The following is a 25,833-nucleotide window of genomic DNA, read 5'->3' on the forward strand; positions in this document are numbered from 1 at the left end:
TAAAACACCCCTACAAATAAAAGGAAAGACGTATAAAAACCTCATCAGATTATAAACCTTCCAGGTTTTGAAAACCTGGAAGGTTTCAACAAACGGCCATCAAAGTCAAATAGAAAAGTTATTTGACTTTCCACCAATACCTTGCTCTCAGTGCCAATAGATTTGGTTTCATCCGCTCAATACCCATTTCTCTCAAACCTATCTGATAAGAAAGCATCACTTCAAACTGGCTTCTATCAGAGAAAACCTTATTTCCGCCTATGGCTAAGTTCAATGTGCCGCTATAGAGTTTTCCCAGCTTTTGTCGGGGCGATTTGTCATTTACGGTCAATTGGGCATAATTAACCGAATCCAACTGAAAATCAACTTTGTAGTCGTATTCGAATTTCTGAGTAATGTAGTATACCGGAGAAATACCCATACTTCCCACCAATGAAAACCGGTTGGCTACAGGATGTCTATATCGCAGGTTTAAAGGGAATTCCAATAAAAAAGACTCAACCTCAGTTGCTTCCAAAGCGCCTAAACCGGATTTGAAATTAGGAAGGTTTAATTGTTCTAAAAGAAATTTATCTTCTATTTCATGTGTCCAGAGGTTGTACTTGACACCCGCCTCCAAGCTCCAGGACGGAGTAAAGCGAAACTCTCCTAACAAACCCATTTCCGGATTAAAATCCCCCTCACCCAGGTCGCTTTTAATTTTTGAAAGCCCTCCTACAACTCCTAACTGAATGCCAACCCCTCGCCAATAATGTTGTTTTAACTTTAATCTCGTTTTTCCGGAGAGCATTCCTGAGGCATTCTTTTTCGGAGGTGTTTCCCCCTCCTGCAGAACAGGATCAAACGATAAAAGCCCGGACTCAAACCAGTCGTTGGAAGTAGCTACACCCGGAGGTACCTTAGGTAATAAAGCTTGATGTACCCATGCCCCCTCTCCTTTCCGCAAGGAAAAAGAAGAACCTCTTTTCTCTTGCGCATAAACCCACAATGCATTTTGTAAATACGCTGTGTTCTTTTCAGAAATGACAAGTTCTTTTTTAGTATTGTATAACTCAGCTTTCAATTGACTTGTTTGTTGTCTTTGTTGTTCTAGTTGGTTTAGCAATTTTTTATTTTCTTCCAATAACTTGTCCTGTTGCTCTTGTAATGTTTGTAATCCTGAATTAATATACTGACTTTCAATAAGATAACTATTTTTATAAAAAAACGGATAAAGGAAAAAGTAAAATAACATAAGTAAAAGGATGCAAAGAATAAAAAGCAACTCGGACCGGTACCGTATATACCAAGGAGTGGCAACCACTGCATCCAAGCGTTGGTGCAGGCTTTCTAGATGATTGGCATCGAAGGCTTCACCCTGGTAGTTTTTCATCTTTTCTTGTATCTCCCTATCGAATTGTCGATCATCCATGTTGTTGTTTGATATGCTGTTTTTGATTTCGAAGTAAGGTTTGCTTTAGTTTTGCCCTGGCAACCGCAAGGTTGGATTTGGAAGTACCGATGCTAATACCAAGTATATTGGCGATTTCCGAATGTTTATACCCTTCTATCACATACAGGTTGAATACGGCCCGGTAAGAGGGTGGTAAATCTTGTATCGCCTTCAGGATTTCCTTTTCGGAAATTTGATCCAATGTAGATTCTGTGGAAGGCTCGGTATGGGCATAGGTCAAAGAGATATGTTGGTGGAATTTGAGGTTTTTGCGGTAATGGTCAATTGCCGTGTTGACCATGATCTTCCGGAGCCAAGCCATAAAAGAAAGCCCCTTGGTATATTTTTCCAATTTGGTGAAAACCTTAAAAAAACCATCGTTAACGATTTCTGCAGCTTCATCCCGGGACTGGGTATAGCGCAAGCAAACCCCCATCGCGAAACCGTAATAATGCTGATAAAGCCAATCCTGACTGGAGCGTTTGCCTTTCTGACAAGAGGCAATGATGCGGTATAGTTCTTTATCGGAAACCAATTCCCCTCAAAAAAAGACCTGTGAAATTACAAACCTTATCTGTAGACGTAACGCAGGCCCAGGCCGAAAAGGTTGGTTAAGGTTTTTGCTTTTTATCTTTATTTACAACCTAATTAAAAGGTGTTTTTTCAAAATACCCGAATCCCTCCCTTCCCTTTGGGACTCATTGTCGTGCATTGTTAGAAAGGCATTATCCCTAAAACTTTTTCTACATCGAATAATCATTCCAACCTACCAGGTTTTGAAAACCTGGTAGGTTTAGCTACTAACCTTTATTTATCTCATACCTCATAAAATAATGGACACATGTAAAAAAAGCTGCTATTGGTTATGCTTACTATTAATGTGCTTTGCCTGTAAAGATGATAACGACAAAGTAATTATTCCGGTGGAAGTCTTTCAAGATGATATCTTATTGAATGTAGACAATCTCAGTCAGGCGGATTTTGTAGAAGGAATCGATAATCCGTATTTCAGTCTCAGTCCTGGTTTTTTCTTTGTATACGAAGGAATAGAGGAAGAGGGAGAGGAAGTTCGGGTGGTAGAAGCCATTACCTTTAATACAAAGGAAATTTTGGGTATTACCTGTAGAGAAGTACTGGTCAGCGAATACGAAGACGGGGAATTGGTAGAAGAAACCCTGGATTGGTATGCTCAAGATAAGAATGGCAATGTTTGGTACTTCGGGGAGGATTCTAAGGAAATAGAGGATGGGGAAGTCGTCAGTACTGAAGGCTCTTGGCAAGCGGGAAGGAATGGCGCCAAACCGGGGGTTATTATGTTGGCGAATCCACAACCCGGCCAAAAATACCGTCAGGAATTTGCCGAAGGAATTGCCGAAGATCAAGGGGAAGTGATTCGTCTAACCGCCAGTGTGGCAGTTCCCTATGGCTCTTTTCAAAATTGTTTGCAGATCAAAGATATTAACCCCTTGGAACCTGATTCGGAAGAATTCAAATACTATGCATCCGGTGTAGGTCTGCTTTTGGCCGAGTCTATAGAAGGAGAAGACAAAGAAGAACTGGTGGAAATTACCGACTTGGTAGACAAAGTCTTATTGGATATAGAAGATCTTGATTCGGATGATTTTGTAACTGTCATTGACAACCCCTACCTCTCCTATACCCCGGGCACTACCTATACGTATACGGGAGTGGATGATGAAGGTACGGCAATCATGGTAGTGGAAGAGGTAACGGCCAATGTAGAGGTGATTTTAGGAGTAAACTGTACGGTAGTCAAAGCCAGCGAATACGAAGATGGGGAATTGGTGGAAGAAACCCTGGATTGGTATGCTCAAGATAAGAATGGCAATGTCTGGTATTTCGGAGAGGATTCTAAGGAAATAGAAGACGGGGAAGTAGTCAGTACCGAAGGTTCCTGGAGAGCCGGTGAAGACGGTGCAGAACCGGGGATTATCATGCTGGCAGAACCACTTCCGGGACTGAAATACCGGCAAGAGTTTTATGAAGGAGAAGCGGAAGACCGGGCCGAAGTCATCGGCTTTGGCTTTACCATAACCGTTCCCTACGGCACTTTTACCGATTGTCTAAAAACTCGTGAGCATAACCCTCTCGAACCGGACGCGATCGAATATAAATACTATGCTGAGGGTATCGGTTTTATCAAAGCGGAGAAAGAGGATTCTGACGAAGTGGAGGAACTGGAGGAAATTTCTCAATAAAGCCTTTTTTCTCTTCAAAATTTAAAACCTTCCAGGTTTCGGAAACCTGGAAGGTTTTTTATCCTTACACATGTTTGAACCAAACATTCATACTTTCAATAGACTTCCCAATCAAGGTATTGTTAGTGAGCGTGCCGGCAAAGTGATAATTTAAACGGCCAAAGGTTTTATTGATCCCGTAGGAAGTTGCCCTGGCAATGGTAAATAAGGTTTTGATGCCTTGGGCTTTCATGGCTTCTTCCATCTTCTGTAATAGAAAGAGAGAAAGGTTATTACCTCTGGCTTCCGGACGAGTGGCAAAGTCCGTCATTTCCGCATGCGCTTGCTTAAAGTTAATTTCAGCGGAAGACGTGGCAAGAAGTTGTCCATTTTCAACTACTCCAAAATATTGCATTCCCTCGTCCATACTCTCTTTTACATATTCAGGATCAAAAACCGGAAAAGGATACACCTCAAAAACTTCTTGGTATAAAGCAATTAATCCGTTCACATCTTCCTTCCCTAATAAACGTATTTCATAAGAATTTTCCGACAGGATATCCTTATTTACTTCTGCATCTTCGGCGGTTTTAATCACATCTCGAATGACCTTTTTTTCGGCTAAATGTTTCCGCTCTGTGTTCATAAAACGAGCAATAAAATGTCCGTCTTCTTCCCCATTAAACAGGTTTGGAACGGAAGCTTCCACCTCAAAGCCATTTTCCGAAAATGAAGGCAAAGCCCAATCCGGTATTTTGGCAAAGATCTTTGAATACTGATTTTGTTCGGCAAGTTCCACCAAGTGCCGTGTCATCTGAGGATGATCTTCCGGATGGAGTTTCATCAAATATACCCGGTTGTTGTTAGGGCCATGCTGCACCAGGGTCTGCCCTATTTGCTCCACACAATCAAATTTCATTTTAAAATTTTTTATAAAGTTCTACTTGTAAAGGTGCAAAAATAAATCACCTGTGTAGAAATCGCTTTATTGCTCAATAGAAAGTTCTACCGGCTAAGTCTTTATTTGAAAGTCACATCTGCTTGTATTTAAATTAACAATCTGATTATAAGTAACTTAAACTTATGCAGATAAAGAATATGCCTTATAGTCTCAGGGTATAAATTAAAAATACTTTCTCTTTCTCCTTTCTCCACTTGATAAATTGGAACTTCATAAGATCTCTAAAGACAAGTATATATGAAAAAGAAATTTAAAGATAAGGTAGTCATTATTACCGGTGGGGCTTCCGGTATCGGAAAAGCAGCGGCTCTTTCCTTTGGCATGGAGGGAGCTCAAGTCATTATCTGGGATGTTAACCAAGCTAAAACCAATCAAACGGTGGAAGAATTGCAGTTGAAAAAACTATTAGTTGATGGAATTTGCTTAAACATTACCGACCCGGAAGAGACACAGAAGGCAGCCAATCAAGTGGCGGAAAAGTACGGTAAAATTGATATCCTGATTAACAACGCCGGAATTACCCGTGATGCGACTATCAAAAAAATGAACTATAACGAATGGCAACAAGTGTTGGATGTTAACCTGACAGGGGTGTTTAATTGCTCGAAAGCGGTTATTCCCTGGATGGTGGAGCAGCAACACGGCCGGATTATTAATACATCCTCTGTGGTTGGTTTATACGGTAATTTCGGCCAGGCCAACTATTCTGCCACCAAGTCGGGATTGGTAGGTTTTACCAAGACCCTTGCAAAAGAATTGGGAAAATATAGTATTACTGTGAATGCCGTAGCTCCGGGCTTTATTGCTACGGAAATGGTAGAAGCTATGCCCGCAAAAGTTGTGGACATGATGATTGGGAAAACTCCTTTAAAACGCTTGGGCAAACCGGAAGACGTAGCCTTTGTATATAGCTTCCTGGCTTCGGAGGAGGCTTCTTTTGTCAGTGGTTCCGTCATCAGCGTAGACGGAGCCGTGACCCTTTAAACTGAAAAAAAGAACATCCCCACGACAAAAACCTGCCAGGTATCGGAAACCTGGCAGGTTTTGATGACCTTTAAACTCTTACCAAAGAAATTATGAGAAAAGCATTGATTCGCTCTACAGGCTCTTTCGTGCCCGAATGGCTCCTTCCCAATACCTACTTTAACGAACTTTTAAACGAAGATGTAGACACCTGGCTACAAGAGAACTTACATATACGCAGTCGGCATTGGTGCAAAGGACATGAGTCCACAGCCGATTTGGCCGAAGCTGCGGCCTTAGACGCCTTACAAAAGGCCGGCATACGTGCCGAAGAACTCGATTTAATCATCATTGCCACCGATACCCCCGAATATATTTCTCCTTCCACCGCTTCGGTAATACAAAATCGTATCGGAGCCAAAAAGGCGGGTACTTTTGACTTAAATACGGCTTGTGCCGGGTTTGTAACGGCATTGGACGTGGCCGCCAAATACATTATGGCCGATGAACGCTACCGCTATATATTAGTGGTCGGGGCCTATGCGATGAGTAAACATTTGAATAAGGAAGATAAAAAGACGGTCACCTTGTTTGCCGATGGTGCCGGAGCTGTGTTATTAGAAGCGGAAAAGAATACGGACAGAGGCTTTCTTACCAGTGAATTGCGTACCGAGGGGCAATACCATAGTTGGATGGGTGTTTATGCCGGCGGTACACATCAACCGGTAAATGAAAAAGTGTTACAAACCAAAGATCACCAATTGAAGTTTGTGCACCGTTTCCCCAAGGAACTGAATCCTGAAGTATGGAGCTCTATGATTCATTCCTTGTGTCAACGCTTGGAAATACGCCCCGGCCAGGTAGAACAATACTTCATTACACAGCTAAATATTAATTCCATTCACGAAACTTTACAGGCGCTGGATCTTCCTACACACAAAGCCCATACAATCATGGAAACCAAGGGGTATACGGGGTCGGCTTGTATCCCTATGGCCTTGGACGATGCCGTATCCCAAGGGAAATTAAAGGAAGGAGACCTTATCTTTTTGATAGGCTCAGGCGGGGGCTTGGCCTTTGCCGGTGCGGCTTTTCGATTTTAACTTTAACGAACCTTATGGAATCCTTTACCAATAACTTCATCACATGGATGGCAGTAATTGCCTATATGGTTTTGATCCTGGTCTTCGTCATCCGCGGAGCATTAAAAACCAAAAACATGGCAGATTATGCTGTCGGCAGTGTCCATTTCTCTCCGGTAGCCGTTGGCTTGGCCTTAGCGGCTTCCATGACCAGTGCCGCTACCTTTATCATTAACCCGGGCTTTATAGGGCTATATGGAATAAGTGGCATTCTCTCCTTCGGTATAGTGATGCCATTGGCCATTTTTGTTTCCTTAATCGTATTCACCAAAAAATTCAGAAAATACGGAAAGAGCATCAAAGCCTTGACCATGGCTCAATGGATTGGCAACCGTTACAACAGTAAGCATTATGCGTTATTCTTTGCTCTGCTTTCCTTGTTATTAATTTCTTTTATTGTACTGATTCTGGTAGGGCTTACACAAGTGTTATCCAAAGCACTGGACTTACCTGTCTTGCCCGTACTGATAGGGATTGGAGTGTTTGTTTTTGGATATATGATGTTCGGAGGAGCCAATTCTATGGTGTACACCAATGCCATCCAGGCCTTGTTGATGTTGGTAGTGGCGATTATTCTGTTAGGTTCGGGATATGAGCATTTTAGCCAGGGAGTGAAAGGATTTATACAAAAATTAGAGGCGATAGACCCCCACTTATCCCAGTGGACCAACCCTACAAGCTTTTTGTTTCGCGATTATTTTGAAATCGTTTTTTGTCAGGCTGTCATTGGAATTGCCATCGTCTGCCAACCTCATATCATTACCAAATCTTTGCTTTTAAAGAGTGAAAAAGAAGTCAATCAATATCTATTGGTGGGGATCTTGGTAGAAATGCTTTTCTTTTTGGTAGTCATTGCAGGTTTGTATGCACGTCTGGCTTTTCCACAGCTGACCATAAACCATGAATCCATTCCTATGGATGGGTTAATTTCTGCTTATGTCGTACAAGAGTTCCCCGTATACGTAAGTCTTATACTGGTCTTAGGGATGATTTCTGCGGGGCTTTCTACCTTAGAAGGCTTGATACAATCTCTGTCGGCAACCATTACAGCTGATTTAATCAAACCTGTATTGGGAACCCGTTTTTTTGAAAAAGAAAATACCGGTAGAGAAGTTATTACCAACCGTCTGGTAATTTGCACTCTGGCTGCGGTGAGTATGGGTTTGTCCTATCAACAACTGGTCGCTCCTGACGTAAGCGTAGCAATCTTTGCTCAAAACGGTGTCTATGCCTATTTTGCAGCTGCGTTTATTCCGGTACTCTTCGGAATGTTTTTAGACAAAGTACCTTTGGTTGCCCCTGCAGCGGCTTCGGTAACGGCTTTAGCGGTGCATTTCGGCATTTATTACGGCAGAATTGGGGGCTATATGCAAGAACCTGTCAACAACCCTGGAGTAGCGGCCACCTTTGCCCTGCTAAGCTCTTTAGCTCTGGGCTTTTTTATTTATCTTTTGGGTAGATATTGGAAGGTTTCCCGGCCGGCGTTGAAAGAACAAGAACTATCCGCCTGACAGCAAAAAAACCTTCCAGGTTTTCAAAAACCTGGAAGGTTTGACCAATTATCAAACAACTAAGGAACAATGGAATTCCTTAAAAAAATATGAAAATGAATACGATCGACTGGATGAAGAAATGGGCGGAGTATACGCCCGAAAAAGTCGCGCTGGAAGAGTATGAATCCGGCCGGCAAATTACTTACCGGGAACTGCACTGTTGCGCCAGTCACTTGGCAAGTGATTTTCAACAAAGAGGAATCCGGAAAGGAGACCGGGTGATGTTATTGGCAGAACCTTGTATTGAAAATGCTATTCTCTTGTCTGTGGCTCAGAAGACAGGTATTATTCTGGTACCGGTGAGTTATCGCCTTTCTCCCCCCGAAATTCAATACCTCATCGAACATAGTGAACCTTCCTTGATTCTCGCCGAACAAAAATTTATCCGGCAAATAGAAGCTTGTCGATTGACCGAACATACCTCGTTGAGGTCATTGGAAGACGTAAGGGAATTTTGCGAAAGCAAAAAGCACTTTTCTATTGAAAGGATTTCCAACGAGGTTATAAAGGAAGAAGATCCACTTTTTATCTTATACACTTCCGGCACCACCGGATTTCCCAAAGGGGCTATTTACACCCATAAAATGCTGTTTTGGAATAGTATCAATACTTCCATCAGTTTGGATTTAAGTCCGGAAGATACCACAGTGAGTTGTATGCCGGTATTTCATACAGGAGGTTGGAATGTATTGCTAACACCTTTACTACATCGTGGTGGTAAAGTATATTTATTGAAAAAGTTCGAAGCAGATACCATTCTACGTTTGATTGATGAAAAAAGACTGGACTTGTTTTTTGGGGTTCCTACCATGTTGAAAATGATGATGGAAAGCCCGGAGTTTGCTTCAACAGAACTTTTCAGTATCCGTTATTTTGTAGTCGGTGGGGAAGCGTTGCCCCTGCACGTGATCAATGCCTGGCATCTCAAAGGTATTCGTATCCGGCAAGGCTACGGCTTGACAGAGGTAGGTCCGAACCTCACCTCCCTTCATCAAAAAGATGCCATTCGCAAACTAGGCTCTATTGGCCGGCCTAATTTTTATGTCGAAACCAAAATCATCACCGAAACAGGCCAGGAAGCCAACATCAACACCGTAGGCGAGCTTTGTTTGCGCGGACCGATGGTTACCCCGGGATATTGGAAAAACCCTGAGGCCACCCGAAAAGCCATTGTGCAAGAATGGTTTCATACAGGAGATTTGGTGAAGCAAGATGAGGAAGGTTACCTTTATGTAGTGGATCGCAAAAAGAATATGTTTATTTCCGGAGGGGAAAATGTCTATCCCGTGGAAGTGGAGCGCGTATTGATGCAATTCGAGCATGTTGCGGAAGCCGCTGTCATTGGGATAGCACACGAAAAGTGGGGTGAAGTAGGTAAAGCCTTTGTAGTACCCAAAAAGTACCAGGAGATAGATATGGAGGCCTTAAAAGAGTTTTGTTTGCAAAACCTGGCGAAGTTCAAAGTTCCCAAATATTTTACCTTTATAGAAGCTTTGCCTAAAACGGAAAGTGGTAAGATTAACCGGAAAGGCTTGTTATAAAGTTTTGCCATGGACTTGCAGAATGCACGTTAATTTTTATGAATCCTCTTTTCTATTCTACTTTATGAAAATACAACTTTTTCTCATCTCACTTTTCTTTATCACAATGCCAAGCCTTGCCCAAGATTCGGAAAATCTTTTTATCAAAGATATAATAGCTCCTTACCCTTACCCGGAAAAGTATATACAACTTGCCGATAGCATAGAGGTGGCTTACCTGGACGAAGGACAAGGAAAGCAAACGCTGCTATTTATCCACGGTTTGGCCAGCTATATGACCGCTTGGGAGAAAACCTTAGGCGAGCTGTCTCAGAATTACCGTTGTGTGGCGGTTGATTTACCGGGATACGGACGATCGAGTAAAGGGCATTACCCCTCTACCATGAGCTTTTACGCGGAAATTATTTCCAGCTTGATCCACCGGTTGAAATTGAAGAACGTGACGCTGGTGGGGCATTCTATGGGAGGACAAATAGCTGTGACGGCGGCCCTGAAATTTCCGGAAGAGGTTGACGCATTGATCTTATTGGCCCCGGCAGGGTTTGAAACCTTTACAGAAGAAGACCGGAAAGCCATTACTGCATTTTATACGATAGAAAGTATGCAAAAGGCAACGGAAGATCAAGTACGAACGAACTATCGGTATAATTTTTATAAGATGCCCGCTTCGACAGAAGCACTGATACAAGAACGGGTAAAGATGGCCCGGGCAGATGACTTTTCCTTGTATTGTCAATCAGTAGTGAAAGGAGTGCAAGGCATGCTTTCCGAACCCGTTTTTCACCGTTTAAAAGAAGTAGAACAAAAAACATTGGTGCTTTACGGAACAAATGATTTCTTGATTCCCAATAAGTTGCTACACCCCGGCTTAAGTACTACTTCGGTTGGGAAAACCGGAGCCGGAGAAATTCAAGATTGCCATTTGGAATTTATCCGGGAATGTGGTCACTTTATGCAATTGGAAAAACCCAAAGAAGTCCTCCGGCTGATACAGGACTTTTTGAAACAATAAAATATTCGCAAAGCGCCTCAAAACCTTCCAGGTTTCCGAAACCTGGAAGGTTTTTGCCGTAGGATTTGATCAGAAAAACAGAAAATGAAAGAAAAGTTAAAAAAATTCAAAGAATTTGCTACGGATATACTTCCTCATGAAGCCAGGTATTTGTGCAGTATTCAACAATTTGAAGACGATGAGAAACTGGAAATCCTGCATACCATCCAATACAATTGCAATCACATCAACCAACCGTGCCCCTTTAACACTACAATAGATAAACGGAAGTACTCCAACTTGAAAAATTGGATCCATAAAAAACTGGATGAAATCAATGTAGACCGGCATTTTGAATGGATCAATGAAATGGACCGCAGGGTGATGACGGATACATTGAGGCCGGAAGACGAACGTCAACTTTTTAGGATGCTTAAAAGCTATCCCCGCTCTCAGTTTTACTTTATGAAATTTTATGAACTGGCAGTCAACCTTCGTCAGTTTTTGTTGATACGGCTAAGGTATAAAGAACACGAAGCAGTGCATCAGTTTGTGGAAAATCACCGGGAAGCCTATTTGAAATCAAAGGAAATCAATGAGAAGATGCACAAGGCCTCTATTGATATCATTAATAAATACTCTTTAAACAATACGGAATCAAAACATTGGGAAAAGTGGCTATTGGAGGTCTTTTATAACGAAGGTCTCGATGGCCTAAACCGTTACTTCGCTGCCGTAAGGCTTACTTTTGTGTACTTCAATTACCGCGAGTACGACAAAATCAATCAGTTAAACACTACCTTAGACCAACTATTGAGTCAAGGGGTCTTTTATACCCGCAGAATTCTTTTGAATCACTATGCCAATTGCCTGTTACTGCATTCCAAGCTTGACATTCTGCAACAAGCCGAGGAGTACGGTTATCTTTCGATCAAACAGAAAAACGAAGACCATCTCAAGTACTTGAATAATTATAGTGCGATCTTATTACGACAAGGCAAAATAGACAAAGCTCTCCATTTGATGAGGCAAGCCATGCCTGAAATGCGCAATACGAACAATTTTCATAACAAGATTGGTTTTGCCGCATTTTATATGAAATGTTTATGCCTGAATGAACAAGCAGCTGATGCAGAGCGGTTTGGTACTAGTTTTTTGCGTATTTACAAACAAGAAGTCTTGGAACAACGCTGGCATGTGTTCTTTGTATCGTACCTGCAAGCAATGATTAAACAGGAAAAGTTTGCCGAGGTGCTGAAAACTATACGGAAATACAATATCCTTGAAAAAGACCAAATATTTCAATCCAGCGTGATTTATCTACCCACAATTGTCTGGTATGAAGCTTTGGCCCAATACATGGAGGGAAAAATCAATGCGGAAACCCTTGTGCAAACCCTTACTGAAAACAGCAGCCAGTACATTACGAACCCACATAAAGCCAGCTTGTTGAAAAAACTTATTGATGAGCTTTCGGCTTATGTCCCCACCATTAGTCGTACGGTTAAGTCAAACCTTATACAAAAAGAGTTAATTACTTGAAATACAGAAGTATATACTTGCTATACACATGAATCCCTTCATAAGTCAACCCAGGTAATTTTACAAGCCTTTATTTCTTCGAAAAGAATTCTGACTAAGTTTAATTAAGCGGAATTAGTACAGGGATAATCACCTCTCCTTTTCAAGGGTCTTTACTCTTGACCTCTCTGTATTTTTCTGTTTCACTACAATGATTTATGATCACTAATTAAAATATGAACTATGAAAAAAATAATTACCTTCTTTTGGTTTTTGTGGCTGAGTTGCAGCTTGGCGTGGGCACAACAAAGCGGAAGTATACAAGGCAAAATTGTAGATGAGGCTGGAGAAGCATTGATCGGGGCTACGGTTATTATCCAAGGAACATCCAAAGGTGCTGCCAGCGATGCGGACGGAAATTTTATATTGAAAAACCTGGAAAATGGAACCTATACACTTTTGGTCAGCTATGTAGGGTATTCCACTCAAACCATATCAGCAAAAGTGACAGGCGGGGAAACCTCTGTAGGAAATATTACCCTGAGTGGAGAAACCCGTTTGGACCAGGTGGTTATATCAGGCTCTTTAAAAAGTGAAAAAATCACCCAATCGCCCGCTACCATTCAGGTCATAACCCATGATGATATTGAAGAAATCGCCACGTTTAACCCCGGGGAATTACTCAGCCGGGTAAAAGGAGTGGATTTTATCCGTTCCGGTGTGGTAGGAACAGGTGTCAATATCCGGGGATTCAACAGCAACTTTAACTCCAAAAACCTTCAGATTAACGATGGACGATTGGCAACGTTGATTGCCACAGGTTTGCCCTTTGGTCCTTTGACCACTCAAATCAAAGAGGATATAGAGCGGGTTGAGGTAGTCTTGGGACCAAACTCAGCTCTGTACGGTCCTAATGCGCATAACGGTCTGGTTTATACCCTTACGAAAGATCCCCGTACATCGGAAGGAACGACCTTGGCATTGGGGGCCGGTAATCAAAGTATGCTAACAGCCAGGCTACGACATGCGCAAGTGTTGAGTGATAAATTTGCCTTTAAAGTTTCGGGGGAGTATACCCGGGGGGAAGAGTTTGAATATGTGGATTCGGTGTATATTGACCGTTTGGATGAGAATGGGAACCTGGGAAGTGATGGGGTGGTAGAGGCTTACGAAGAATTGGAACTGGACCGGGACTTTGAATTCCTCAGAGGGGAAGCTGCATTGTATTACAGTGTCAACGATGAGTCGGACCTGGTTTTGTCCTACGGGGGAAGTAATAGTACTTACCTGGCGCCTACCAATGTAGGTCGTAACCAAATTATTGACTGGAAAGTTAATCACTTGCATTTGAAATACACTTCCCCCAGGTTTTTTGCCCAAGTATACAGAACCTGGAGTAAAACAGACGATACCTATTCCATTGACGAACGAACCAAACAATATTACCGGGGCTTGGATGCCGGCCTGTCCGATGAGGTGGCTAGAGGAGAACAATCGTATGCCAGTAAAGCCAAGTTTGTAGACGACAGCCGAAGATGGAATGCCGAAGCCCAGTATAATAATACCTTTGGTGGATTTGATGTGGTAGTAGGTGCTCAGTGGCAAAAGGACTTAGCCAACAGTAAAGGATCCTACTTATTGGATGGGGAAGGGAAAGAGGATATCGAAATAGACCAGTTCGGTGCATACGGACAGGTGCAGAAGAAATTCGGTAATTCAGGGTTTAAAGCTATAGCCGCTTTCCGGGCCGATAATCATGAAATATACGACTTTAACTTTGTTCCTAAAGTAGGACTCTTAAAAATAGGAAAACAAGGAACCTGGCGCCTTACATACGGACAAGGGATTGCTTCGCCTACCATTATGAACATGTTCGGTGATTTATTTTCCGGCTTAATTTTGGGGAACAGTGAGGGCTTTACCTTGGAAGACGGGACCGTGATTGAAAAACAAAAAGTAGAAAAAATTCAAACCTTTGAATTGGGCTACAAAGGTCAGCCTGTCACCAACAAGCTTTATATTGATGCCAACGTGTATTACAATATCTCTACGGATTTCCTAAGCCCTGTAACCGTAATCGGAAAAGCTGTAAAACGTGGGAATACCCCTATAGAAGAGGTGCAAAGCGGGTATGCTGCCTTGGGAGGCTTAGTGGCAACGTATGTCAACTTTGGGAAAGTCAATACCTATGGTTTGGATTTGGGCGTAAATTATTACTTCAATGATGAAATCAGTGCTACGTTGAATTACTCTTATTTTGATTATGCGGTAGACGAAGACAATTTGGAAGAAAATGATTTTAACAAAGACGGGGTGGTAAACAAGCTGGATGTATTAGTCAACTCCCCAACACATAAAGCAAGCTTAGGGTTAAATTACCGGGGCAAGAAGTTTTTTGGAAATGTATTTACCCGCTGGGTACAAGCGTATGATTATTTTTCCAGTTTCCAGATTGCTGCGAAAACACAAGACCTTGTCTACCGGGGGGTGCCTGTAGTAGAAAATGCCCGTAGCAAAGATGCTTTCAATTATGGACCATTGGGAGGTTTTGTCAATGTAGATATCGGAGCCGGTTACCGGATTAATTCTCTATTAACGGTTTCCGGTCAAGTGTCTAACCTTTTCGACTCCGAAATGCGGGAATTTACTGCTTCGCCGTTTATAGGCCGCTTATATTCTATGGAATTAAAACTTAAAGTTCCGGCTATTGGAAGTAAGAAATAGACAGAACATTACTTAAAAGAGATGCTGAGACGCCAGGAATACCTTGGCGTCTTTTTTTATTTCCTTTAATTGGGAGTAATTTTGACCTGCATCAACCTTCTGTTTATGAAAGGGATTAAGTTATATCATACTCCTTGTACTGAATTACAAAATGCCATAGAATACATTTGGTATCAAGAAAAGGAAGAAGCTTGTCAAGCGTTAATCCTTCCTTCTCTTCATTCCGAAATCATTTTTAACCTAGGAAGTAGCTATAAATTAATGAGTACCGGAGGAAAGAAATTTAACTACCTGCCAGAGGGTAATATCAATGGCATCAACTCTTGCCCCACCTTTAAAATATGGAAGCATCAACACCGCTCCTTAGGCATCCGGTTTAAGCCTTGGGGCTTACATCAATTGTTTGGTTGGAATGCTATGGCCTTTTACAGCGATATTAACCTTATGACGAATTTCTTCAAAGACCTTACTTTTACCCAAGAGTTACCATTGCCCGGTAATCGTCCCGAAGATAAATTTTCCATCATAGAGGCATTCTTATTACAATATGCTTGTTTTAAACCTCTTCCGGAAGATTTATTTCATTTTAAAGAAGATATGACGGAAGCCGGTTCTATCAAAAAATACCTGACGGAGAAAAAGAAATCTCATAATGCCTTTTCTACACGCTTTAAAAAAGTGATGGGGATCAGTCCGAAGCAGTACTTGATCATTGATGGTATTAATAAAAGCATTGAGGATATACGGTCCCACCCGGAAAAGTCTCTGACCGAAATTACCTACCAAAACAGCTTTTACGACCAGGCGCATTTTATTAAAATTTTCACTCAATATACAGGAATGAGTCCTTTGCAGTTTAAGAAAGCTAATATTTGAACCGGGTGGTGATTTTTTACAATTTTCTGTTTTCAGTTTCTATGACTTTTGCCTGAACAAACAAAATGATTAGAGATGAAAACAGCTAAAAACTTTCGACTGCCCAATTTTAAACTTCAAAACGGACAAGTAGTACCTGAGCTTAACTTAGTATATCAGACCTATGGCAGATTGAATGCCGCAAAAGACAATGTAATTGTATACCCGACCTGGTTTGCCGGTCAACACCCGGACAATGAGTGGCTGATTGGCAAAGGAAAAGCATTGGACCCGGAAAAGTATTTTATCATTATCCCCAATATGTTTGGCAATGGTTTGTCCTCTTCTCCCAGCAATATGAGAGGTGATTTGCGTGGTGCCCGTTTTCCGGAAATTACCATCTATGACAACGTCATTGCACAGTACCGGCTCGTTACCGAGCAATTTGGTATTTCAAAAATAAAGCTCATTACAGGTTGGTCATTGGCAGCCATGCAAACCTTCCATTGGGCGGTCGCATTTCCTGCGATGATAGAAAAAATTGCGCCTTTTGGCGGGGCTTCTCATGGTCCGGCTCAATTTAAAATAATCTATAATGCCGTCAAGAATGCATTAAAAACAGACTGCGAATGGAACGAAGGAGAATATAAACAAAACCCTGAAAAAGGGTTGCGGGCTATGGCTCAAACGTATTGCCCTTGGGGGTATTCTTTCGCATTCTTCCATGAAAAACTTTACCTGAAAGATCCGGAAATATCTTCTGTGGAGGACTTTGTAGAGAAAAACTGGGAAAAGGCCTTTCTACAGCTCGATGCCAACGATTTGCTTGCTATGTTGGAAACCGGACAAAAGGGAAATGTTGGAAACTTGGCACCTTTTAAGGGGGATCACTTAAAAGCTTTGAAAAGTATTAAAGCTCAAACATTGATAATGTCCGGAAGCATGGACTTACTTTTTCCTAAAGAAGTAAATGAAGAAGAAGCGCAATACATTTCCGGTGCGAAAATGGTCGTGGTTGATTCGAAGGCAGGTCATGAGTTTGGTATCGGATTTCATGAACAAGAGAATATTTTCATTGACCAACAACTCAAGGCTTTTTTAGCGAAATAAACTTTCCCGCCATCGATAATTCCCTTACGGTAAGGCTCACCCAGTAGTGTGCCTTACCTTTTTATTTCAATAAAAACTGTTGATTATAATACACTTTTTTACTGATAAACCTTTACAAAGGTCTTAATAAGAAGTACCTTTAAAATATTTAAAAAAGTGAATTTAAAGGCTGTTGTATTGATTACTCACTCCTGAAAAACAGTCCTCTGCTTCGGATATACCCGTTTTCGGAAACCTGAAAGATCCACATTGTTCATTTTAAACTGACCCGTTATTATGTTTCCTTCTAAAGTATTTTTTGTTGTTTTGATATTGTTTGGAGTATATTCTGCCAAATCACAAGACGCAAGGCCAAACATAGTATGGATCGTTTGTGAAGATATCAGTCCCACTCTTTCGATGTATGGCGATAGTACAGCCCGTACACCTCATTTGGATCAATTGGCTACAAAGAGCACAATCTATAAAAATGCATTTACTACGGTTGGGGTATGTGCTCCCAGCAGGTCTTGTATTATCACAGGAATGTACCCTACCAGCCTTGGGACTATGCATATGCGTACAGCCCGGGATATCAGCTCTTGGGGCAAAAGAACGTATAAAGAGAATATTCCAATTGTGGATATCAGCGGGGATAGTATCAGGGAATATTCGGCCGTCATTCCCGAATATGTAAAGTGTTTTACGGAATTTTTGAGAGCCGAAGGATACTATTGTACCAATAAGCAAAAAACCGATTATCAATTTGCGCCTCCCATCACCGCCTGGGATCAAAATAACGATGCGTCCCATTGGCGAAACCGTCCCGAGGGAAGGCCCTTCTTCTCTGTATTTAATATTCATTCCACGCATGAGAGTCGCTTGTGGGTAAACAAAGACAAACCGCTGACTGTAAGCGTGGATTCGGTGAGTATACCGCCTTATTTGCCGGATAATGCAATCACCCGGCAAGATGTGGCCCGTCATTACAGCAATGTAGAGTTAATGGACCGGTTTGTAGGGGATATCATAGAGCAATTGAAAGAAGACGGTTTGTACGATAATACGGTTATTTTTTTCTATAGCGATCATGGAGGGCCATTGCCTCGACAAAAAAGGGAAATCTATGATTCGGGTCTTAAAGTGCCATTGCTGATCAAAAATATAAAAGGAAAATCAAGCAAGTATACCGACCGTCTTGTTTCCTTTGTGGATTTCGCTCCTACGATATTGAGTTTGGCCGGTATAAAGCCTCCGGCGTATATGGAAGGAAAAGCCTTTATGGGGAAATACGAAGCAGCTCCCAGGAAATATATTTTCGGAAGTTCCGATCGCTTTGACGAACATACGGATAGAATTAGAATCGTCCGGAATGAACGCTTTTTGTATGTCCGTAATTACTATCCTGACCTTCCAAAATACAAAGATGTCAATTACCGGAAGAATATCTCCATGATGCAGGAAATGCTACGTCTCGAGGCCGGTAATGAGTTGGATGCAACCGTGTGTCAATGGTTTGGAACCAAGCCGGACGAAGAATTGTACGATTGTAATTCGGACCCGCATAATATGCATGATCTTTCCAATAAAGCAAAGTACCGTACTGAATTACAAAAACTTAGAATGGCTCTCTTTCAACATTTCCAAAGTCATTCCGATTTGGGCTTGCTTCCCGAAGCACAATTGATAGATATGATGTGGCCGGATCAAACACAACCGACAACCTTACCTCCACAAATTGCAATTCAAGGAAACAAGCTTACCCTTACGGCAAAAACCCAAGGAGCCTCAATGGCTTATCTTCTTTCGGATCATCCTGATATGACCTTGGATTTTAACAGTCCCTGGCAACTGTACACTGGACCTATTGCAATTCAAAACAGCAAATATATCTATGCCATTGCGGAAAGAATCGGTTTCAAAGAAAGTACAATTACTGTCCGGAAACTTGACCAAAATTAGTCATGCAACTGACATTTCGACATGAACTCCTCTCTGCTTTCACCTTCCACTCCCCCCTCGCACAATTTTTCTTCTTATTTACCTTATTTAAGTATTTTCGTTTATTTCAAAAATATCTGAAACTTCATATTTTTCAAGCATAAGATAACATTTACTTTGTTAGTAATAACTAATATTATGTTAAATAAAGAGAAGGAAATCAACATCATCAGATAATACTTCCTTAAAAGTACCTAAAGCAAATCCTCCAAAGCGGCATGGATATCGCTAAAATGAAACCGAAAGCCATTTTCCTGTAATTTCCGGGGAATTACCCAACGGCTTTTTAGAATCAATTCCGTTTCTGTTTGGATAACTTTTGCCCCCAATTCCAAAAGGTTTTTTCCCAAAGGAATCCCAAATGGTGCCCCTATGATCTTCCTCATTGTTTGCATGAGTTCTTTATTGGGGATAGGATTCGGAGCGGATACATTCACTACTCCCTGTAAATTTTGCTCTTGAATGAGATACTCAACCACCCGGGCAAAATCTCTTTCGTGAATCCAGCTAAAATATTGATTTCCATCACCTTGCTTGCCACCCATTCCAGCTTGCGTTAAACGCTTTAACGGTTGTAAGGCTCCTAGTTTTTTACCTAATACAATGGCCGTCCGGAGGGCGAGTTTCCGGGTTTGGGGTGTCTCAACACTCCAAAAGGCTTTTTCCCATTTCTTAACAACATCCACCGAAAATCCCGAACCGATCTCTCCCTGAGTCTCGTCCATTGCGCGATCCTGGGCATGACGGTAAATGGTAGCGCTTGAAGAATTAATCCATACCTGAGGCGGACATTGGCAGGCCTGTACCGCTTCGCCCAATACACGAGTAGAATCCAACCGGGAATCATAAATTAACTGTTTATTGCGAGGAGTATATCGGCAATCAACTGATTTCCCAGCCAGATTGATCAAAACCTCACAACCATCCAACGTTTCCGCCCAGCTACCCAGACTTTTTCCATCCCATTGTACATACCGGATATTGTTTTCCGGAGCCTGGGTACTTCGGCTGAGAATGACGATCTCTTGATATTTCGACTTAAAATACTTCTTAAGTACTTCCCCCAAAAAACCACTCCCCCCTGCCACAACTATTTTTTTCATGGTTATTTTATTTATTTTTCAAGTTCATTTATTTCAAAAATATCTGAAAGTACATAATTTACAATCTACTGTAGATTGCTTTTTAATAAGTGTAGCATTAAAACAACTTGTTTTTTCTATCTAGAACCTATCATCGTAAAAACCAATCTCTTTGATGAGCTTGCTGTGTGGATGCCGGAATAATTTCCAACCTTCCAGATTTTGAAAACCTGGAAGGTTTTTCCAAGAAATGCCTTATTTCATGATTTTCAGCAAGAGGTTGCTTAACCAATTTCCGCCACCACTTTTGACAAATACTTCCAACATCTGATTCGTTACATCGGAAAAATCGGCAACGTTTGACGTTACTTTTTTCAATTCCTTTACTCCGGGACTATCCCCTTGAACCTCTTCGTTAATTTGCTTCAGCACCTTTCTCAAAGGGTCTAATTCGCGTTTCTTCCGCTCTTGGGCAATTTGCCTTGCAATGACATTTACATCTTTAAAGGCATAAAAATATTCCCGCCTTTCACCGGCCCGGAGTTCTTTATCCACCAAGCCCCAGTCGATCAGCGCCCGGACATTCATATTGGTATTTCCTCTGGAGATAGTTAGCTCATGCATAATGTCCTCGGTAGACAATGCCTGCCGGGAAACCAACAACAAAGCGTGAATTTGGGCCATAGTGCGGTTAATCCCCCAATGGGAACCCAAACTCCCCCACGTTTGTATGAACTTGGCTTTTGCTTCTGAATAATTCATATGTTTAATTATTTCTTGTTTTCGAAAAATACTGAAACTTCAAACATAAAATTAAGACTTTTGCTTGACATTTCAAAACCTTTTTATGGGTATATTTTACAGTAAATTTAAGTTGTGAAATCGTCAAAAAAGCCTCGCGTTGGCAACGACTATATAAGATGGGGAGATAAAATAACTGACACTATAAATGTTTCAAGTTGCTGGAAAATAGTAAACCTCTCTCCTATACAACTCTGTACTTAGCAAGCACTCACTATTTTTTCATCATAAAGTCCCTAAAACAAAAAACAGTTCAGAGAACTGTCCTTTGGCTTACCAGGTAAAAACCACAAACTGATACACAAAAAGAAAGCAGCAATAAAGCTTGCTTCTATAACACTTCAAAGGTATTCTGTGAATATGAATTGCAAGTGAAGCAAAGATTATTTATCCATAAATTATGGTAATACAAAAGTTCAAACCCTCCCTCCCGGGCCTTAAAAAAACAACGTAATGGGAGTGGTAAAAGACGAATCCCCCCTGCCCTATGCTTTATTCTTTAGTGAGAGTTATTAATTTCACGAATTCTTTTTTTTCAAATTTTACTGAAACTTCAAAATAAGTTAATACTTATAAAGAACCCCAGCTTTTCCTGAGGTATTCAACTAAAAATCAAATGATTGACTATTCATTTTTCAAGCAGCAATTTGAAATTCTTTTTGGGAAAGCTTGGCTAATTGTTTTAACATTTCAGCGCTTAGTGCATTTAACCTTATCAATTGCTCAGTCAAAAATTCTACATGCGTATAGTGGTAATACTCTTGTCCTTTAATACCCAGCCGCAATTCTGCATTGGCTTTACATCTTAGCTCTGTCAAGGCATTGCCCAATTGTGCTTCCGTGACTTCTTCTATTTGTAATTCGGCCGGGCCTGATTCGTTTTTCAGCAATGCCATTGTTTGATTAAGGTTATTGAGCACCGCATACAATAAGGTCTGCAATACCTCCAAGTCAAAACGCTCTTCTTCATTTCTTTTCAAGAAAATACCAATGGTAGAAGCCGTAGACATCATTGCATAATTCAGGATCACTGACTCATAGTAATCCGCTACTTGTTTCTTCTTCTTTTCGGGATCCGTAAGCATGCGCTGGAGCGAGTTGATCAAGTTAGCCATATGCGTAAATACTTGTTTACGGGCCAAACGGTATTCGGTAACTTTTCCTCTTTTTTGACCTATAAATTGTTTTTGCAATAGCAATAAATACGCCCGGTTTGCACTGACCGACTGTTCTAAAAAATACGGTAAATTTTGTTTTTCCCAGAAAGGCCATAAATACCGCACGGCCAAAAGACAAAGAACCGCTCCAATCAAGGTGTCCACCACCCGGTAGATTAACATGGGTTCTACTGCACGGTGCAAAAAGCTATAGAGGTTGATGACATAAATGGTAAAAAAGGCAGAGGCAATTACATAGTTGCTGGAGAGGAAAGCAAATCCCAACATAATGGCGACCCCGAAAATAAACAAAGAGACCATGGCTCCGGGCTCTGCCAAATGGATAAGGTAGGCAACCAAAGCGCCTATCACAGTGCCCAACACCCGGTGAAAAAACCGTTGACGGGTGACGCTATACCCCGGTTTCATTACTACCAATACCGTCAATAGTACCCAATAAGGATTTGTCAATTGGAGTAGATACGCTAAACTATACCCCACTACTGCTACCACTGCCGTGCGCATGGCATAGCGAAAAAAGCTTGATTCAAAATTGAAATTACTTGACAATGAAATCCAGTTGACCGGATTTGGGTTTACAAACTGATGATGGGAACTTTCATCCACATAGGTACCGGGTTTTTCCAATTTTCCGGAAAGAATCCCTTGAATAATCCCTAATTTCTCACATTGGTGCAACAGGTAGTGTTGTACTTGTTTCAGCCATTGGTAAACCTTTTCGGCATCAGGGTCTGACTTCGATTTTTCATGCAACAGGCTTAGGTTTTCTTCCAATAAATCAAGCACTTGAGTAATCTCAGTATTCTCAAGATAGCGCCTTCCTTTAAAAAGGGCATTGCCCAATTGGTACATGTCTGACACCAAAACCTGTACGACTTGTTGCACAACAACCAACTCCCGGTAGCGGGACAAATATTTATTCAAAAAGTCATAATCGATAGGCGCTGCAATAGCCGTTTCCAACATCTCTACCAATTCAATAAATACCAGAAGCATTTTCCTTTGCAAGGAGTCCGCCTTAACCAAGCGCCCCGGCTCTTTCAATAACAAATGCCGCAATACATCATGCATTTCTTGCAACTCACTTTGTAAGGTAGCCAGTTTAAACATGACATCTTTGGTATCGTCACGTCCTTCGTACAAAGCAATCCGTTGCTCAAAATATTGGGCCGTGAGCAAGAGACATTGAGCCACTCTGCGGGTTATGACCCGCTTTCCACTGATTTTAAACAAGATGAGTGCATATGCCAGGTACCAGATTCCTCCGCAAAAAATCCGGAAACTATGTCCCAGTATTGCTTCAGGAGTTTGAAAAGAGGCATTAGAGCTTAGCGCAATCATAATAGCCAAATAACCCATGAAAGCCAAAATAGCTTGCTCATGGCCATAGGAAGCAAAATACGCCAGACAAAAAATAGCAATAAACAAAAAACCAATCAATAGGGGAAAATAGGGAATGATCAGCAAAATCACGATGGTCAACACAGTAGCCAACATGTTGGAAGTCAACATTAAGCGGGTTTTATGTTTCCAACTTCCGGGCAAATCTACCCCAGAGACAAACGAAGCTCCCAGCATCAATTCAATGGCCAGGCTATCCTGCCCCAGGCTCCGCATGATGACAAAAGGCAAAAACATGCCTAATGCATAACGGAACGCAGTAGCGAAATCTTCCGTCCGTAAGAAGTCACGCGCTTGTGTAAGATACTGCAGGGTGTTTTTCATGGGTAGTTTTTATTCGGTTTCAGAACAGAAAAAATGATTTAAAATAGACGCATCGTTGCCATTTACTCACGGTTTTGGACAAAGATAAATACAGCGCCTCCACACTATGAGAATTTCATGTATAAATAAACCCTTTCCCCTATAAAGATTCGACTATTAAATTTTAACCAAAATAAAAAGGTCTTAGAAAAATCTAAGACCCAATCATAAGAAAATATGCATTAATCAATCATCGTAAGTATAAAGCTTTTCATAGTATTGATAGGCCATACGGTCCGAGTCAAAATATGGTAAAACATCCTCCATACTATTTACCATAATTTTAAACCAATGTTCCGGCTGTTCGTAGTATACCGGCAGGATTTCATTTTCCAATAAATCCAGCAAATTTGTCAAGTCATATTGGTCCTGGTCATGGACAGGCAAAGAAGCATCCACCGGAGGCACGATAAAACTATTGACTCCATGCCGGGCAAACTCCGGGATCCAACCGTCATTGGTCGATAGGTTCACCGCCCCATTCATACAGGCAGTCATACCGCTGGTACCGGAGGCTTCACGCGGTACCCGGGGATTATTCAGCCATACATCAGCCCCTTGTTTCAACATTCTGGACAAGGCTAATTCGTATCCTACCAAGGTTGCGCAGTTCCGGTATTTTTTTGACAGGTGCACCAAACTGTTAAACTGACTCATGGCATTAAAATCCATCGGATAGGGTTTTCCTGCCCATACGATCTGAATAGGGCGTTTTGAATTATTCAATAAGCGTTCAAAGCGTTCGTGATCCCGGGTAATCAGGTCGGCCCGTTTGTACTCAGCAAACCTCCGGGCCCAGACGATCGTCAAGGCATTAGGGTCAAATAATTTCCCGGTTTGGTCTGCTATCAGTTCAAAGAGGCGGCTTTTTAAGAGTTTCTTTCGTTTAAATAAAAGGGTTTGGTCTCCTTTTTCAGCAGCTTCATATAGCTCTTCTTCTGCCCAATATTTTTTGTTTTGAGCATTGGTAATGGAAATGATATTGGGAACACCTTTGTGATGCGCCCACATTTCTTTGGAAACCTCCGCATGTAATTTGGAAACACCGTTGGCCCTTTTGGAAAAACGCATAGTCACCAAACTGTAATCCAATATATCTCCCCCCAGTCCGGTCACTTCTCTTACTTCTTCCAAGGGTATTCCACAGAAGAAGCCCATCTTATTCAGCAAACGGATATCGTTCTTTTCATTGCCGGCTTCTTCCGGAGTATGGGTCGTAAAGACCATTCGCGATTTTACTTCCTCAATGTCCCGGTATTTCTCATACAGATAAAAGGCCGCAGGCAAGGCATGTGCTTCATTCAAATGGTAAATATCGGTTTGGTGATCTAAGATATCCAACAACTTGGCCCCTCCGACTCCCAGTAAAATACTGGCGGCCACTTTGGCGGCCAGATCCGAATCATAAAGCTTATGACTGATGGACTGGGCCAAATAATCATTCTCAGGTAAGTCGGTAGAAAGAAAAAACATCGGCACCGTTCCAAATACTTTGGGATTTAAGTAATAGGCGGTGACATAACAGGGATGATTGTTCACCTGAATTTGAAACTTGATCTTTGTTTCCTCTAAAAAGGAATAGACTTTCTCCTGAAACAACACATCCATGGACTGATCTCCTTTCCGGGTTTGGTCGTAATATCCGTATTTCCACAAAATGCCAATACCTATCACATTCTGGTTGAGTTCATAGGCACTGCGCATATGAGACCCCGCCAAAAAGCCCAAGCCGCCCGAATATATTTTTAGCGGTTGGTGAATAGCGTATTCCATGCTGAAATAGGCAACGCTTTTTTTGTATTTGGGATCGTATTCATAGGGATGGGCAAAATCTTCGAAACTAGGCATTGGTATATGGATCTGTTAAATGGGTAAATTGATATTCTAAAATAAAAGATTGTCTAAAAATATATAAAGACTCTATGTAAAAAATTGTTTAACAATCTTTCATCTTCAAGACTTATTCCTATTTCTTCTTGGATAAGAAAAACAATTCAGAAAAAACACCCGGCTTTTAAATAGAAATCAATAATGAAG

18 protein-coding genes are annotated in these 25,833 nt (G+C 41.4%); 11 read left to right on the top strand and 7 right to left on the bottom strand.

Going from position 1 to position 25,833, the window contains the following annotated elements; translation table 11 throughout:
• Nucleotides 1-118 precede the first annotated feature (118 nt).
• Nucleotides 119-1,411: a hypothetical protein gene (locus AAG747_RS04405; protein WP_346819921.1), complete on the bottom strand. Its 1,293-nt coding sequence runs from the start codon at nt 1,409-1,411 to the stop codon at nt 119-121.
• Nucleotides 1,404-1,967, bottom strand: coding sequence for an RNA polymerase sigma factor (locus AAG747_RS04410; RefSeq protein WP_346819922.1), 564 nt, complete (start codon nt 1,965-1,967; stop codon nt 1,404-1,406). Before AAG747_RS04410 ends, AAG747_RS04405 begins: the two co-directional genes overlap by 8 nt.
• A gap of 298 nt (nt 1,968-2,265) precedes the next feature.
• Here AAG747_RS04410 and AAG747_RS04415 point away from each other — a divergent pair, with 298 nt between their 5' ends.
• On the top strand, nt 2,266-3,651 hold the full coding sequence (locus AAG747_RS04415; RefSeq protein ID WP_346819923.1) for a hypothetical protein: 1,386 nt from the start codon (nt 2,266-2,268) through the stop codon (nt 3,649-3,651).
• Between the two features lie 64 nt (nt 3,652-3,715).
• Here AAG747_RS04415 and ablB read toward each other — a convergent pair whose 3' ends face one another.
• Nucleotides 3,716-4,549 (bottom strand): putative beta-lysine N-acetyltransferase, encoded by an 834-nt coding sequence (gene ablB / locus AAG747_RS04420; RefSeq protein WP_346819924.1) that lies wholly within the window; start codon nt 4,547-4,549, stop codon nt 3,716-3,718.
• 279 nt (nt 4,550-4,828) lie between these two features.
• Here ablB and fabG point away from each other — a divergent pair, with 279 nt between their 5' ends.
• The 10 genes from fabG to AAG747_RS04470 all read left to right on the top strand — a co-directional run bounded on the left by fabG (nt 4,829) and on the right by AAG747_RS04470 (nt 18,932).
• Nucleotides 4,829-5,575: a 3-oxoacyl-ACP reductase FabG gene (fabG, locus tag AAG747_RS04425; RefSeq protein WP_346819925.1), complete on the top strand. Its 747-nt coding sequence runs from the start codon at nt 4,829-4,831 to the stop codon at nt 5,573-5,575.
• Nucleotides 5,576-5,667: 92 nt separating this feature from the next.
• On the top strand, nt 5,668-6,657 hold the full coding sequence (locus AAG747_RS04430) for a 3-oxoacyl-ACP synthase III family protein (RefSeq protein WP_346819926.1): 990 nt from the start codon (nt 5,668-5,670) through the stop codon (nt 6,655-6,657).
• A gap of 14 nt (nt 6,658-6,671) precedes the next feature.
• On the top strand, nt 6,672-8,207 hold the full coding sequence (locus AAG747_RS04435) for a sodium:solute symporter family transporter (RefSeq protein ID WP_346819927.1): 1,536 nt from the start codon (nt 6,672-6,674) through the stop codon (nt 8,205-8,207).
• Nucleotides 8,208-8,302: 95 nt separating this feature from the next.
• On the top strand, nt 8,303-9,790 hold the full coding sequence (locus AAG747_RS04440; RefSeq protein WP_346819928.1) for an acyl-CoA synthetase: 1,488 nt from the start codon (nt 8,303-8,305) through the stop codon (nt 9,788-9,790).
• A gap of 64 nt (nt 9,791-9,854) precedes the next feature.
• Nucleotides 9,855-10,802: an alpha/beta fold hydrolase gene (locus AAG747_RS04445; RefSeq protein WP_346819929.1), complete on the top strand. Its 948-nt coding sequence runs from the start codon at nt 9,855-9,857 to the stop codon at nt 10,800-10,802.
• Between the two features lie 84 nt (nt 10,803-10,886).
• Entirely contained in the window at nt 10,887-12,323 is a 1,437-nt protein-coding gene (locus tag AAG747_RS04450) for a tetratricopeptide repeat protein (RefSeq protein ID WP_346819930.1), read from the top strand.
• Between the two features lie 222 nt (nt 12,324-12,545).
• Nucleotides 12,546-15,026 (top strand): TonB-dependent receptor, encoded by a 2,481-nt coding sequence (locus tag AAG747_RS04455; RefSeq protein ID WP_346819931.1) that lies wholly within the window; start codon nt 12,546-12,548, stop codon nt 15,024-15,026.
• Nucleotides 15,027-15,131: 105 nt separating this feature from the next.
• Nucleotides 15,132-15,902: a helix-turn-helix domain-containing protein gene (locus AAG747_RS04460; protein WP_346819932.1), complete on the top strand. Its 771-nt coding sequence runs from the start codon at nt 15,132-15,134 to the stop codon at nt 15,900-15,902.
• Between the two features lie 75 nt (nt 15,903-15,977).
• Nucleotides 15,978-16,991: an alpha/beta fold hydrolase gene (locus AAG747_RS04465; protein WP_346819933.1), complete on the top strand. Its 1,014-nt coding sequence runs from the start codon at nt 15,978-15,980 to the stop codon at nt 16,989-16,991.
• A 276-nt stretch (nt 16,992-17,267) separates the two neighbouring features.
• The gene (locus AAG747_RS04470; RefSeq protein WP_346819934.1) at nt 17,268-18,932 is read left to right on the top strand and encodes a sulfatase-like hydrolase/transferase; all 1,665 of its coding nucleotides are present in this window, start codon (nt 17,268-17,270) and stop codon (nt 18,930-18,932) included.
• Between the two features lie 233 nt (nt 18,933-19,165).
• Here AAG747_RS04470 and AAG747_RS04475 read toward each other — a convergent pair whose 3' ends face one another.
• The 4 genes from AAG747_RS04475 to glgP all read right to left on the bottom strand — a co-directional run bounded on the left by AAG747_RS04475 (nt 19,166) and on the right by glgP (nt 25,644).
• Nucleotides 19,166-20,074, bottom strand: coding sequence for a TIGR01777 family oxidoreductase (locus AAG747_RS04475; protein WP_346819935.1), 909 nt, complete (start codon nt 20,072-20,074; stop codon nt 19,166-19,168).
• A 234-nt stretch (nt 20,075-20,308) separates the two neighbouring features.
• Nucleotides 20,309-20,815 carry a GbsR/MarR family transcriptional regulator gene (locus tag AAG747_RS04480; protein WP_346819936.1) on the bottom strand — a complete coding sequence of 169 codons (507 nt, stop codon included), beginning with the start codon at nt 20,813-20,815 and terminating at the stop codon, nt 20,309-20,311.
• Between the two features lie 674 nt (nt 20,816-21,489).
• Entirely contained in the window at nt 21,490-23,757 is a 2,268-nt protein-coding gene (locus AAG747_RS04485) for an FUSC family protein (protein WP_346819937.1), read from the bottom strand.
• 225 nt (nt 23,758-23,982) lie between these two features.
• Nucleotides 23,983-25,644, bottom strand: a complete 1,662-nt coding sequence (glgP, locus tag AAG747_RS04490) for an alpha-glucan family phosphorylase (protein ID WP_346819938.1) — start codon at nt 25,642-25,644, stop codon at nt 23,983-23,985.
• Nucleotides 25,645-25,833: the final 189 nt, after the last annotated feature.

The organism is Rapidithrix thailandica (genome assembly GCF_039710355.1).
GTDB lineage: Bacteria > Bacteroidota > Bacteroidia > Cytophagales > Flammeovirgaceae > Rapidithrix > Rapidithrix thailandica.